Below are 12,286 nucleotides of genomic sequence, written 5' to 3'. Positions count from 1 at the left end.
CGACGCATGGCTGACGCTCCCAAAACACCTCCTGCCAAGCCTCAAGCCGGCGGCCGCGCGGCTTCGAAGAAAGAATTGCCGGACCACTTCAAGCCCTACAAGCACGTCTGGGTTTTCGTCGAGCAAGAGCGTGGCCAGGTGCATCCTGTTTCCTGGGAGCTGCTGGGTGAAGGCCGCAAGCTCGCGGACAAGCTGGATGTGGACCTCGCCGCAGTCGTTCTGGGGCCCGAAGGCGCGGAAACCCAGCACGTGGTGGCCGAGGCGTTCAACTACGGCGCCGATCTCGCCTATCTCGTCGCGGACCCGCTGCTCAGGGACTACCGTAACGAGCCTTACACCAAGGCGATGACCGATCTGGTCAACACCTACCAGCCCGAGATCCTGCTTCTCGGCGCGACCACGCTCGGCCGCGATCTGGCGGGCTCGGTCGCGACCACGCTGAAGACCGGACTGACCGCTGACAGCACCGAGCTCGACGTGGACGACGACAAGTCGCTTGCGGCGACGCGGCCGACCTTCGGCGGTTCCCTTCTGTGCACGATCTATACGCTCAACTATCGGCCGCAGATGGCGACGGTGCGCCCCCGCGTGATGCCGATGCCCGAGCGCGTCGAGCGGCCCGTCGGAAAAGTCATCACCCACCCGCTGGGGCTGGTCGAGGACGACATCGTCACCAAGGTGCTGGATTTTCTTCCGGCCCGCGACGCGGCCACGTCGAACCTTGCCTATGCGGACGTGGTGGTCGCGGGGGGAATGGGTCTGGGGTCGCCGGAGAACTTCCAGCTGGTCAAGCAGCTCGCGACGACGCTCGGCGCCGAATACGGCTGTTCCCGTCCCCTCGTGCAGAAGGGTTGGGTGCCGAGCGATCGGCAGATCGGGCAGACCGGAAAGACCATCCGACCCAAGCTCTATATCGCCGCTGGCATATCAGGCGCGATTCAGCACCGGGTGGGAGTCGAAGGGTCCGATCTCATCGTTGCGATCAATACGGATAAGAACGCGCCCATTTTCGACTTCGCCCATGTCGGCCTCGTCGCGGACGCCATCAAGCTACTGCCGGCGTTGACCGAGGCGTTCCGCCGGCGGTTGTCGCCCCACAACCGCGACAAGCTGGCGAGCTAGGAGAGCGAGATGATCGACGAAAGATTCGATGCAATCGTTGTCGGAGCCGGCATGGCCGGAAACGCCGCGGCTTACACCTTGGCCGAGCGTGGACTTAAAGTCCTGCAGCTCGAGCGCGGCGAGTACGCCGGCGCTAAGAACGTCCAAGGCGCCATTCTCTATGCGGACATGCTGGAGAAGATCATCCCGAACTTCCGCGAGGATGCACCGCTCGAGCGGCACCTTGTCGAGCAGCGCTTCTGGATGATGGACGACCGCTCCCACACGGGCATGCAGTACCGGTCCGATGACTTCAACGAGGAGAAGCCGAACCGCTACACCATCATCCGCACCCAGTTCGACAAATGGTTCTCTCAGAAGGTGCGCGACGCCGGTGCGCTGGTGATCTGCGAGACGACTGTCACCGGGCTTGTGCAGAACGGAGAGGGCCGGGTCATCGGCGTGAAGACCGACCGCGCCGATGGCGAGGTGCATGCTGATGTCGTGGTGCTGGCGGAAGGCGTCAGCGGTCTGCTCGGCTCGCGCGCGGGACTCCGCGACCGGCCGGAGGCCGACAAGGTGGCGCTTGCCGTGAAGGAAATGCACTTTCTGCCCAGCGAGACGATCGAGGCGCGCTTCAACCTCAAGGGCGACGAAGGTGTCGTCATCGAAGCCGCCGGTACGATCTCGCAGGGCATGACCGGCATGGGCTTCATCTACACGAACAAGGAGTGCATCTCGCTTGGGATCGGTTGCCTCGTTTCGGACTTCCAGAGCACGGGCGAGACACCTTACGACCTCATCGAGCGCTTCAAGAAACATCCGTCCGTGGCGCCTCTCATCGAGGGCTCCGAGGTGAAGGAATACTCCGCCCACCTCATTCCCGAAGGCGGCTACAAGGCCATTCCCCAACTCTTCGGCGACGGCTGGGTCATGGTCGGCGACGCCGCGCAGCTTAACAACGCGATCCATCGCGAAGGCTCGAACCTCGCCATGACCTCAGGGCGCCTCGCGGCAGAGGCGATCTTCCAGGTGAAGTCGCGCCGCGAGCCCATGACTGCGGAGAACTTGTCGCTTTACAAGACGATGATCGACGACTCGTTCGTGATGAAGGATCTGAAGAAGTACAAGGATATGCCCGCATTGCTGCATACGCAGTCCAAGAACTTCTTCCTCACCTATCCGCAGCTTGTTTCGAAAGCGATGCAGGACTTCCTGCGTGTCGACGGCACGCCGAAGGCCCAGAAGGAAAAAGCGACTCTGAAGTCTTTTGTGTCCGCGCGTTCATGGTGGGGACTGGCCGGCGATGCCGTCCGCCTTGCCCGCGCGTGGCGCTGAGTTGATCTGATGATGTGTGTGGCCACAACCCAAACCGGAGGTGCCGGAAATGACTGATCTCTCCGTTCGAGTGGAAGACAAGCTTTACCAGAACCGCTACCAGGTCGACGCGGGCAAGGTGCATATCAAGGTGCGCGAACACGATACGCCCACCGAGCCGCTCCGCGCGCTGCTCACCGCCTGTCCGGCCCGCTGCTACGAGCTGAATGACAAGGGGCAGGTGGAACTCACCGCCGATGGCTGCATCGAGTGCGGAACCTGCCGGATTATCGGTGAGGCGTCGGGCGACATAGAGTGGAACTATCCGCGCGGGGGCTACGGCATCTCGTTCAAGTTCGGCTAGGCTCGAAGTAGTCGGGGGCTGCGATGTCGCGCCACACAAGGCTCGTGCCACCGCACACGGGCTACTCGGACAGCCGCTTGATCGCCAAACTCTCTGGAGTGGAGGCGCGGCAAGCCGATTTTGAGCGGCCCTCGCGTCTCGCCGGCGCCGGCAGGAGCATGATGGTCTGTTCCTGTCAGCAGATCTGCGAGAGGGACATCCATGATGCTGTCGCGTCGCTGCGAACGCTCGACCCAGGAGTGGTGCTGACGGCGGGGCTGATCTGCCGGGCTCTCGGCAAACGCACGGACTGCGGTAGTTGCCTCCCACAAATGATCAAGATCATACTTGGCCTCAATGATGACGAAGAAAGTCATGATTCTTTGATCTCGTGCAGAGCATCTTGCGACGAAGCCTGCACATTGGACTGATCGGGCGCACGGCCCGGAACCAACCAACAAGCCAATACCGCAAAGTATTGTGCGTAAGGCTGCGGCACTGACGGCTCTTGTCACGTCCGATGACGCCTGCCAATGCTGCGGCCATCGGCTTTCCTGTGCGACGGAGTACAATGACACACACACTGCTGAGATTCTGTTTTGGTCTCGTCGTGGCGACGCTGGCGTGCCTGCCGGTAACGACTGTCCGTGCCGCGGACGCGACTATTGCCGTTGCCGCTAATTTCACATCGGCCGCGAAGGAACTCGGTTCGGCCTTCGAGGAGTCGACCGGCCACCACGTCGAATTCAGCTTCGGCTCGACCGGGCAACTCTTCACCCAGATCGCGCACGGCGCCCCGTTCGATGCCTTCTTGGCGGCGGATGAAGCGCGGCCCGAGCGGGCGGAAACAGAAGGGCTCGGCGTTGCGGGAACGCGTTTCACTTATGCAATCGGTGTTCTCGTTCTTTGGAGCGCGGATCCGGATCGGATCGACGGCACCCCGGCGGTTCTGTCCGACCCGACCCTGCGCCATGTCGCGATCGCCAATCCGGCCACCGCACCCTATGGCGCTGCTGCTGTCGAGACCATGAAGGCACTCGGCGTTCTCGAGGCGCTTGAACCGCGCCTCGTTGAGGGAAAGAATGTCAGTCAGACCTACCAGTTCGTGTTTACCGGTAATGCGCAGGTGGGCTTTGTTGCGGCCTCGCAGGTCAAGGACAACGACACGGGTTCGAGTTGGACCGTGCCCGACGACATGTATCGCCCCTTGCGGCAAGACGCGGTTCTCTTGGCGCATGGCAGTGAGAATGAGGCCGCCAAGGCCTTTCTGGAGTTCCTGAAAGGCCCCGAAGCCGTCAAAGTGATTGAGGGGTTCGGTTACAAGATGCCGTGAGAGGACTAACGGGGGAGAACGGACATGTTCGATGCAGCGCTGATCGAGACAATCCTGCTCACGCTGCAGCTCGCGGTGGTCACCACGTTCGTTCTTCTCATCCTCGGCATCCCGCTCGCGTGGTGGCTCGCGCGCAGCAAGGCACGGGGCAAGGAGATCGTGGCGGTTCTGGTCGCGCTCCCCATCGTGTTGCCGCCGACCGTCCTCGGATTCTACCTGCTCATCGCCATGGGGCCGAATAGCCCCATCACAGCGCTGATCGGCCGGTCGCTCCCCTTCACCTTCGAGGGGCTCGTGGTGGGCTCCGTACTTTATTCTATGCCCTTCGTCGTGAATCCGATTCGCACAGCGTTCGAGGCGATGGGCGAGCGCCATTGGGAAGCCGCCGCGACCTTACGGGCGCGGCCCCTGGACGCCTTCATCAACGTGGCCTTGCCATTGGCGCTGCCGGGAATTCTGACCGGCGCTATTTTGGGGTTCGCGCACACGATGGGCGAGTTCGGTGTCGTGCTGATGATCGGCGGGAGTATCCCGGGCGAGACCAGGGTCCTCTCCATCGCCATCTTCGACTTTGTGGAAACGCTGGAGTGGGGCAAAGCGCATGTGCTGGCCGGTGCGATGCTGGTGCTGTCCTTCGCGGTGATCCTCGCGATGCGAATGGTCGAAACGCGTTTCAAGAGCGAGCGCCCGTGATCGAGGCCCAGTTCTCAGGTCAGCAAGGCAGCTTCAAGCTCGATGTGGAGTTTGCCGCGCCGAGTGAAGGGGTCACGGCATTGTTCGGCCCCTCCGGTTGCGGCAAGACGACGGTGTTGCGCTGCGTGGCCGGTCTCACGCGCTTGGCGCAGGGCAAACTCGTGGTCGACGGCGAGGTGTGGCAGGAGGGACGGCGCTTCGTGCCTGTGCACCGCCGCGCGATCGGCTACGTGTTTCAGGAAGCGAGCCTGTTTCCGCATTTGTCGGTGCGCGACAATCTCGCGTTCGGGCAGAAGCGCGCCAAACGGGCCAAAGGCGGCAGGCAGACGATCAACTTCGACGACGTGGTCGAGCTTCTTGCCATCGCGCCGCTGTTCGATCGGCCCACGTCGCGTCTGTCGGGCGGCGAACGCCAGCGTGTCGCTATCGGCCGCGCGCTGCTGTCGCAGCCCCGTCTGCTGTTGATGGACGAGCCGCTGTCAGCGCTTGACCGTATGGGGCGCGAAGAGATCCTGCCTTATCTCGAGCAACTGCACCGAGCTCTATCGATCCCGGTACTTTATGTGAGTCACGATATCGGCGAGATCGAACGACTGGCAGACACTCTGATTCTCATGCGGCATGGTGGAGTGCGCGCCGCGGGCCCCATCGCCGAATTGCTGTCCGATCCGAGCTTGCCCTTGGTGCGCATGCCGGAGCCGGCCTCTGTTCTCGATGGCACCGTCATGGAGTACGACCCGGGCTACGGGCTCGCGACCGTTGACGTGCCCGGCGGCACGCTTCTCGTTGCGGGCGATATCGGGCCAACAGGATCGGCCCGGCGATTGCGGATCGAGGCCAGCGACGTGAGCCTCAGCCGCGAGGCGTTGAAGGACAGTACGATCTTGAATGCGCTGCCGGTCCGCATCGATACGGTCCAGCCCATCGGCGACACGCAGATGACCGTCCGGCTCAAGCTGGGGGAAGACGGAAGTGGGGCGCCGCTCCTCAGCCGCGTCTCGCGTCTGTCGTGGGACCGGCTCGGGTTCAAGCCAGGTGACACGGTCGTGGCGCAGATCAAGGCCGTCGCACTCGCACGGACCTAGCGCAGCGGTCGCCGAACGCGGTCGCTAGGCCGGCGTCTTCCGAGAGCGGATAAGGACAGCGCAGAGAACCACGCCGATCAGCGCGGCTGCGGTCATGAGAATCATGACGCCGGAGAAGCCGGCATCGAACGCTTGCAACAGGGCCGATTGAACCTTCGCCGCGTCCCCGGCCGGGAGTTGCGCCAGGGCCTTGGTGACTTGGCTTTCGGAGCCGTGGACCAACGTGACTTTCAACGCATGCGCATCGGGCAGCGCGCTGCCGACGCCGTCGATAAACGGATCGATGATGCGGCGCTTGGTTTGGAGCGCGACGACGGCGCCGAGCGCCGTTCCGACCGCCAGTCCCGAATACAGGCACGTATTGACGACACCGGAGCCTTGCCCCGCGTTGGTGTCGGGCAGGGCGTCCAAACCGATCCGGGGCAGGAGCGTCATCGTCAGCCCCACGCCGACGCCGATGAAGGTCAGCCTCCACCAGATGTCCTCAAACGGGGTCTGGTGATCGACGCCGTGCATCAGCCAGAAGCCGATCGCAAGGGCCACCATGCTGACGGTCGCCCAAATGCCATAGCGCTTCGGTGAAATAGTGTGTGGCGCCACAAGGGAGACCACGAACATCACGGCCGTGAAGGGCAGGAGCGCGAGTCCCGCCTGCAGGGCACTGAAGCCCAGGCCCTCCGGGGCCTGAATGTAATAGTTGACGAAGAAGAGAATTCCGATCTGCGTGAACCCGCTCAAGAACATGCCGGCCGCCGCCGCCGAATAGTTCCGGTAGCGGAAAAAGTCGAAACGGACGAGCGGGTCCGCCGAGTAGAATTCCCGGGCCGCGAACCCGGCGCCGGCCAATAATGTGAGCGCAAACAGACCGAGCGCTTGCAGCGAGGTCCAGCCGTATAGGGGGCCGCAGGTCAGGGCGTAGAGGAATGCCGCAAGCGTCACGAACAGTAGCGCGATGCCGGCAAAGTCCGTCCGCTTGCCCCCCTCGAGCACGGCCGGCGTCAGTCCGGCGCGCATGACCCACAGGCACAGTAGGGCAGCCGTTCCGAGAATCGCCAGATCGAGCACGAAGATCGCACGCCAGCTGATGCCATCGGTCAGCGCGCCGCCGATCAGCGGCCCGAGAGCGAAACCCAAGGCCACGGCGGCCGCCCAAACGCCGTGGGCGGATGCGCGCTGGTCGGCGGGGGTCGATCGGCTGATCAGAGCGACTGAAGCGGCCATGACCGCGGCGATGCCAAGGCCTTGAAAGGCCCGTCCCATGAGCAGCAGGATCGCCCCGTCCGCAACGGCGATGGTGATCGAGCCGAGTGCAAAAAAGGCAATGCCGCACAGGAAGATACGGGCCATGCCGAACGTGTCGCCGAGATGGCCCATGGCCGCCAGCGTCGCCGCGCCGAACAGCATGTAGATGTTGATCACCCATTGCAGCGTGTCGAGATCGAGATCGAGTTCCGACTTCATTGCCGGGAGGGCAGTCATGACGGCGGTCGTGTTGTAGGCGACAGCGAATGCGCCCACGCAACCCGCCACGACAACCAGCCAGAAACTATGCTTCCGGCCGGCTGGATCGGTCGCCGATGTCATGAAGTCCCCCTGATGCTCGCTCGCCCCGACCCCCGTCTAGCACAGAGTAATGACTATTGCGCGCGGCCGCACGCTTGCCGGGATCATGCGACCTATGGCAAATCGCCTATGAGGCTCCGTGAGCGGCACCGTTGAGGCGCAATATCTTGACTGGCATCAACGCCAGGAAGAGAGAAGAGCGTAGGTGTGACCGACGCCGCCCCGGGGGAGCAGCACGAAGACAACGGGGAGGACAATTCCGTTATGAAGAAATTTGTCATCGTCGCGATCGTTTCGTTCTTGGCGGGTGCGGCCCAGATGGGCGTCGCCAACGCCTCCGCCTATAGCGATGCGGTGCGCAAGTACTGCCGGGCCGATTACAAGAAGTATTGCAGCGAGTATGGACTCGAAACCAACGCCTTGCGCAATTGCATGAACCGGCACGGCGACAAATTGTCGGACGCATGCGTGCGTGCGCTGGTCCAGTCCGGAGAAGTGAGCCAGCGGGAAGTCGACCGGCGCAGAAAGAAGTCACGTTAGGATCGCCAAGCGGGCCGATGAACCCCAGGGGAGAAACATCCATGACAAAGCACGAACAATTCCTCGGCATCTTCGCCGCGATGCTTCTGACGCTGTTGAGCGTCAGCGCCGTGGTCGCCGGCGACTGGGCCGGGAAATATGTGACCGAGGATACGAAGGGCAACACCTTCACGATCACCCTCGGGGCTGATTCCAAAGCGCACGGCGAAAAGCAGGGCCATGTCCTCGAAGGGGCGTGGTCGGTGGACGGCGCAAGCGCCGTCATCAAATGGACCACCGGCTGGACGACCAAGCTCACCCAAGACGGCGATGGTTACTCCAAGACCGCCTATCGGCCCGGAACACCGGTCACGGACGAAGGGGCGAAGGCGACCCCTGTCAAACGGGTAGAGTAGGGCACCCGAGGGACCGACGCCCGGCCTTCGCGCGCCGCGCGAAAGTGCTAATGTCCGGGCAATGCATGGACCTGTATCGAACAAGCGCCCCCTCGGCTCAGTCGAGCGGCTACGGCGTGCGATCCTGAACCCGGAGACGGGCGCCGTACATTACGGCGTCGCTGTCACGGCCGTGGTGGGCATGGCCTGCCTTGCCTGGGGACTGTATCCGTGGCTCGAAGGGCGCGCGTCCTTCCTCATCTTCATCCCCGGCCTTGCCATCGCGGCTGGATTCGGTGGCATCGGCCCCGGTCTCCTGGCGACGTTTTTGTCGGCGGCAATCGGCTATGCGCTGATTCCGCACAGCACGGCCGACCTTCCGGATCTGGCCGAGCTCGGCATTTTCACCGGCGTGGGAATCGGGATCGCCTGGTTGGGCGAGTTGCTGCGGCGCACGCGGTTGCGCAGCCGCCGCAGCGCCAAAGAGGTCCGCGCGCGCGAGGCCCATCTGCGGTCTATCTTGGACACCGTTCCCGATGCCACCGTCGTCATCGACGAGACGGGCATGATCCGCTCCTTCAGCGCCGCGGCCGAACGGCTCTTCGGACACAAGGAGATGGAAGTCGCCGGGAAGAACGTGGCGGTGCTCATGCCCTCGCCATTCCGCGAAGAGCATGATGCCTACATCTCGCGCTATCTTCATACCGGGCAGAAGCGCATCATCGGCTTCGACCGGGTGGTGACCGGCGCGCGCAAGGACGGATCCACCTTTCCGATGAAGCTCGAGGTCGCGGAGATGCGATCGGGTGAACAGCGGTTCTTCACCGGCTTCATTCGCGACCTGACGGAACGTCAGAGAACGGAGAAGCAACTACAGGATCTGCAGACTGAGTTGGCGCGGCTGTCGCGCCTGACCGCCATGGGCGAGATGGCCTCGACCTTGGCGCATGAGGTCAATCAGCCGCTGACGGCCATCTCCAACTATCTGCAAGGCTGCAACCGTCTGCTGGAATCCATTGAGGATAAGAAAGTCGCCATGGTGCGCGAGGCGCTGGCCGCCACGACAAAGCAGACATTGCGCGCCGCCGATATCGTGCGGCAGCTCCGCGATTTCGTGACGCATCACGAAACCGTTCGCCAACCGGAAAACATCAACGATCTTGTCGAGGAAACCAGCGCCTTGGCGCTCATCGACGCCAAGGACGAGGGCGTGAAGCCCAGATTCCAGTTCGATCGCTCCGTCTCGGATGTGATGGTTGTCAAGGTACAGGTCCAGCAAGTCCTTCTGAATCTGATGCGCAATGCCATCGAGGCGATGGAAGGCTGCGATCCGAAAATCCTCTTGGTCTCGACCGCCCGATCCCCCACGGATACGTACGAGACGGGGGAGCCGATGGTGCAAGTGACGGTCGCCGATACCGGAAGCGGCATCTCCGATAAGATCGCCGACCAGCTCTTTCAGCCCTTCGTGACAACCAAGACCCATGGCATGGGTGTGGGGCTGTCGATCTCCAAGCGTCTGGTCGAGGCGCACGGGGGACGCATGTGGGTCGAGAAGAACCCCGGCGGCGGCACGGTTTTCCGGTTTACGCTGGAGCCGGCCAGAAGCGAGGAAGCCGTGTGATGCCTGCCAATCCCGTCGTGCATATCGTCGATGACGACGATGCGGTTCGCCAGTCCCTGGCGTTCATGCTCGGCTCGGCGGGGCTTCCCGTCCGGCTCTACGATTCGGCCAGTGCATTCCTGGAGGCCCTCGATCCGATGCTGTGCGGATGTCTCGTCACGGATGTCCGCATGCCGGATATGACGGGGATCGAACTGCTCGGCCGGCTCAAAGACAAAGTGCATTGCCTGCCGGCGATCGTCATCACGGGCCACGGCGATGTTCCGCTTGCGGTCGAGGCCATGAAGGCCGGCGCGGTGGACTTCATCGAGAAGCCCTTCGAGGACGAGGTGCTGCTCAGGGCAGTGGAATCCGCGCTCAAGAGGGCCGGCGGAGATGGCGACAACTCAATGCAGGAGGTCTTGAGCCGGCTCGCCAGCTTGTCCGAGCGTGAGCGTCAGGTCCTTGAGGGCCTGGTGGCGGGTCAGGGCAACAAGACCATCGCCGCCGCCTACGGCATCAGCCCGCGAACGGTTGAAGTCTACCGTGCGAACCTCATGACCAAGATGCAGGCGAAGAGCCTCTCCGAACTGGTGCGCATGGCGGTCCTTGCCCACGTGGGCCCCGCCGGCGACAGCGCCGGCTAAGGCCGCAAAGACGCACACGTTTTCGATCTCGATCTCCATTTGACGTGGCTCAATGCCGCACCGGCGCCGCCGCCTAGTCTGCGGGCATTGGCACGGGGTGAACCGCTGGGCGAGGGCCGATGTTGGGGGAGGCATATGAGCCAGACTGGTACGGTGCTGATTGCCGTTGGCGATGGGATACTCGCCGATAGCCTGCGATTTTCGTTGGAGCTCGAAGGATATGAGACACGCTTCTGCGATGAGCACGCACTTTCGCCCCTCTTGCGGGCGCCCTGTGTCCGCAGCGCCTGCGTGGTGCTGGACCAAGACGTCTTTTCGCGCGTCGCAGACGCTGGCGACAAGAAGCTCCCCTGCGATTCCTGTGTCCCGATCATCCTCATGGTCTCGCAAAAGACCGAGCGGCTCCTTGCCAAAGCGAGGCTAGGCGGGGTCACCACGGTCCTCGAGAAGCCGATCCTCGGCGGGGTCATGCTTGAGACCATCCGGCAAGCGATTGAATCTAAGAGGGATTTTGGCCGGTCGAAACTGCCGTCCTGATGAGCGCCGGGCTACGTAGTTTCCCTTAGGGAGCCGGCCCGAATTTTGATCGAGCGCAAACATCTCTATCTCTGACGTTAGTCAAATTATCCTTTCGGGGGTTATCATGCTGACGCCAAATCCTGCCGTCGACCTTCCTCAGAACCAGGTGCTGCCCGCACGGTCGGTTGTTCCGCAGCCGCGCGACGAAGGTGACTTCCACACATCGAGCGTTCCGCTCAATTTCGCGCGCAACAGCGAGATCTTCGCCGAGGGTGAAACCGCCGGCTACGTCTACAAGATCGTCTCGGGCGTTGTCCGTGTCTCGAAACTTCTGCCGGACGGTCGCCGGCAAATCAGCGCCTTCCATCTTCCGGGCGACATGTTCGGCTTCGAAGTGGATGATGTGCACCACGTATCGGCCGAGGCAATCGGGCCGGTGAAGGTTCTCGCCTATAAATGGCAGAGCCTGGTCAGCACCACGCCTTCGAGCGGTTTTGTGCGCGAACTGCTTAACCGCACCATGATCGGCTTGCGGCAGACCCAGGATCACCTGCTGCTGCTTGGCCGAAAGAACGCGCTGGAACGGCTTGCGGCCTTTCTTATCGAGATGGTGCGCCGCACAGGTTCCGATCGCTCACTGCAACTGGCCATGCCGCGCCACGACATTGCGGACTATCTCGGGCTAACCCTTGAGACGGTGTCGAGAATGTTTGCCGAACTGAAAGACGCCGGTATCATCAAGCTCGAATCGGCCCGGCAGGTCTCGGTGCTCGACATGCAGAAGCTGGAGGCAATGGCTACATGATTTTTCGCGGATTTCGGCAATCGCTTGGCTTTAGCGCTCTCCTGGCAGTCGGACTACTGGTTGGATTTGCTTCAGGGGCGCAAGCGGAAGAGCCGGTCGCGAACAAGCAGCGCCTCGAGCAAGGCAGGGCGGTTGCCGAGAGCGTCTGCTCGAATTGCCATCTGGTCTCCAGCGAACAGACCAAAGCCGTCGCCGACGTGCCGAGTTTCCAAGAAATCGCAGACCAGCCCGATCAGACCGAGGGCGGTATCATAGCGCGGATTGCCATCCCCAAGCATCCGATGCCCGTTATCCCGATTACCAAGCATGAGCTTGAGGACGTCGCAGCTTACATCATGAGCTTGCGAAACGAATAGGCGGCAA

14 protein-coding genes are annotated in these 12,286 nt (G+C 62.6%); 13 read left to right on the top strand and 1 reads right to left on the bottom strand.

Going from position 1 to position 12,286, the window contains the following annotated elements; genetic code table 11:
* Positions 1 to 6 precede the first annotated feature (6 nt).
* From DCY11_RS03250 to modC, 6 genes are all read left to right on the top strand, one after another.
* The gene (locus DCY11_RS03250; RefSeq protein ID WP_108681239.1) at positions 7 to 1,122 is read left to right on the top strand and encodes an electron transfer flavoprotein subunit alpha/FixB family protein; all 1,116 of its coding nucleotides are present in this window, start codon (positions 7 to 9) and stop codon (positions 1,120 to 1,122) included.
* A gap of 9 nt (positions 1,123 to 1,131) precedes the next feature.
* On the top strand, positions 1,132 to 2,439 hold the full coding sequence (locus DCY11_RS03245; RefSeq protein ID WP_108681238.1) for an FAD-dependent oxidoreductase: 1,308 nt from the start codon (positions 1,132 to 1,134) through the stop codon (positions 2,437 to 2,439).
* A 49-nt stretch (positions 2,440 to 2,488) separates the two neighbouring features.
* The gene (locus DCY11_RS03240; protein ID WP_108683642.1) at positions 2,489 to 2,782 is read left to right on the top strand and encodes a ferredoxin family protein; all 294 of its coding nucleotides are present in this window, start codon (positions 2,489 to 2,491) and stop codon (positions 2,780 to 2,782) included.
* 550 nt (positions 2,783 to 3,332) lie between these two features.
* Positions 3,333 to 4,094 carry a molybdate ABC transporter substrate-binding protein gene (gene modA / locus DCY11_RS03230; protein ID WP_108681236.1) on the top strand — a complete coding sequence of 254 codons (762 nt, stop codon included), beginning with the start codon at positions 3,333 to 3,335 and terminating at the stop codon, positions 4,092 to 4,094.
* A 24-nt stretch (positions 4,095 to 4,118) separates the two neighbouring features.
* Positions 4,119 to 4,787, top strand: coding sequence for a molybdate ABC transporter permease subunit (modB, locus tag DCY11_RS03225; RefSeq protein ID WP_108681235.1), 669 nt, complete (start codon positions 4,119 to 4,121; stop codon positions 4,785 to 4,787).
* Entirely contained in the window at positions 4,784 to 5,872 is a 1,089-nt protein-coding gene (gene modC, locus DCY11_RS03220; protein ID WP_108681234.1) for a molybdenum ABC transporter ATP-binding protein, read from the top strand. The genes modB and modC overlap by 4 nt, the downstream gene beginning before the upstream one ends.
* A 24-nt stretch (positions 5,873 to 5,896) precedes the next feature.
* Here modC and DCY11_RS03215 read toward each other — a convergent pair whose 3' ends face one another.
* A complete protein-coding gene (locus DCY11_RS03215) occupies positions 5,897 to 7,456 on the bottom strand; it encodes an MFS transporter (protein WP_108681233.1) in 1,560 nt (519 codons plus the stop codon).
* A 243-nt stretch (positions 7,457 to 7,699) separates the two neighbouring features.
* Here DCY11_RS03215 and DCY11_RS03210 point away from each other — a divergent pair, with 243 nt between their 5' ends.
* The 7 genes from DCY11_RS03210 to DCY11_RS03180 all read left to right on the top strand — a co-directional run bounded on the left by DCY11_RS03210 (position 7,700) and on the right by DCY11_RS03180 (position 12,279).
* On the top strand, positions 7,700 to 7,975 hold the full coding sequence (locus DCY11_RS03210) for a hypothetical protein (protein ID WP_159079768.1): 276 nt from the start codon (positions 7,700 to 7,702) through the stop codon (positions 7,973 to 7,975).
* A gap of 41 nt (positions 7,976 to 8,016) precedes the next feature.
* Positions 8,017 to 8,370, top strand: a complete 354-nt coding sequence (locus DCY11_RS03205; RefSeq protein ID WP_108681231.1) for a hypothetical protein — start codon at positions 8,017 to 8,019, stop codon at positions 8,368 to 8,370.
* Positions 8,371 to 8,431: 61 nt separating this feature from the next.
* A complete protein-coding gene (locus DCY11_RS03200; protein ID WP_108681230.1) occupies positions 8,432 to 9,973 on the top strand; it encodes a PAS domain-containing sensor histidine kinase in 1,542 nt (513 codons plus the stop codon).
* Positions 9,973 to 10,599, top strand: a complete 627-nt coding sequence (fixJ, locus tag DCY11_RS03195) for a response regulator FixJ (protein WP_108681229.1) — start codon at positions 9,973 to 9,975, stop codon at positions 10,597 to 10,599. Before DCY11_RS03200 ends, fixJ begins: the two co-directional genes overlap by 1 nt.
* A 135-nt stretch (positions 10,600 to 10,734) precedes the next feature.
* Complete coding sequence (locus DCY11_RS03190) at positions 10,735 to 11,136, top strand: hypothetical protein (protein WP_108681228.1); 402 nt, start codon at positions 10,735 to 10,737, stop codon at positions 11,134 to 11,136.
* A 106-nt stretch (positions 11,137 to 11,242) separates the two neighbouring features.
* Positions 11,243 to 11,923 carry a helix-turn-helix domain-containing protein gene (locus DCY11_RS03185; protein WP_108681227.1) on the top strand — a complete coding sequence of 227 codons (681 nt, stop codon included), beginning with the start codon at positions 11,243 to 11,245 and terminating at the stop codon, positions 11,921 to 11,923.
* The gene (locus DCY11_RS03180; RefSeq protein WP_108681226.1) at positions 11,920 to 12,279 is read left to right on the top strand and encodes a c-type cytochrome; all 360 of its coding nucleotides are present in this window, start codon (positions 11,920 to 11,922) and stop codon (positions 12,277 to 12,279) included. The genes DCY11_RS03185 and DCY11_RS03180 overlap by 4 nt, the downstream gene beginning before the upstream one ends.
* Positions 12,280 to 12,286 lie beyond the last annotated feature (7 nt).

Source organism: Methyloceanibacter sp. wino2 (assembly GCF_003071365.1).
Lineage (GTDB): Bacteria > Pseudomonadota > Alphaproteobacteria > Rhizobiales > Methyloligellaceae > Methyloceanibacter.
This window is presented reverse-complemented; position numbering and strand designations above follow the sequence as displayed.

What these genes read in the sequence shown, in the direction of transcription:
- DCY11_RS03210 (WP_159079768.1), top strand. Translation starts at nt 7,700, where the DNA reads ATGAAGAAATTTGTCATCGTCGCGATCGTTTCGTTCTTGGCGGGTGCG.
- DCY11_RS03205 (WP_108681231.1), top strand. Translation starts at nt 8,017, where the DNA reads ATGACAAAGCACGAACAATTCCTCGGCATCTTCGCCGCGATGCTTCTG.
- DCY11_RS03185 (WP_108681227.1), top strand. Translation starts at nt 11,243, where the DNA reads ATGCTGACGCCAAATCCTGCCGTCGACCTTCCTCAGAACCAGGTGCTG.
- modA (WP_108681236.1), top strand. Translation starts at nt 3,333, where the DNA reads ATGACACACACACTGCTGAGATTCTGTTTTGGTCTCGTCGTGGCGACG.
- DCY11_RS03200 (WP_108681230.1), top strand. Translation starts at nt 8,432, where the DNA reads ATGCATGGACCTGTATCGAACAAGCGCCCCCTCGGCTCAGTCGAGCGG.
- DCY11_RS03190 (WP_108681228.1), top strand. Translation starts at nt 10,735, where the DNA reads ATGAGCCAGACTGGTACGGTGCTGATTGCCGTTGGCGATGGGATACTC.
- fixJ (WP_108681229.1), top strand. Translation starts at nt 9,973, where the DNA reads ATGCCTGCCAATCCCGTCGTGCATATCGTCGATGACGACGATGCGGTT.
- DCY11_RS03245 (WP_108681238.1), top strand. Translation starts at nt 1,132, where the DNA reads ATGATCGACGAAAGATTCGATGCAATCGTTGTCGGAGCCGGCATGGCC.
- DCY11_RS03250 (WP_108681239.1), top strand. Translation starts at nt 7, where the DNA reads ATGGCTGACGCTCCCAAAACACCTCCTGCCAAGCCTCAAGCCGGCGGC.
- DCY11_RS03215 (WP_108681233.1), bottom strand. Translation starts at nt 7,456, where the DNA reads ATGACATCGGCGACCGATCCAGCCGGCCGGAAGCATAGTTTCTGGCTG.
- DCY11_RS03180 (WP_108681226.1), top strand. Translation starts at nt 11,920, where the DNA reads ATGATTTTTCGCGGATTTCGGCAATCGCTTGGCTTTAGCGCTCTCCTG.
- DCY11_RS03240 (WP_108683642.1), top strand. Translation starts at nt 2,489, where the DNA reads ATGACTGATCTCTCCGTTCGAGTGGAAGACAAGCTTTACCAGAACCGC.
- modB (WP_108681235.1), top strand. Translation starts at nt 4,119, where the DNA reads ATGTTCGATGCAGCGCTGATCGAGACAATCCTGCTCACGCTGCAGCTC.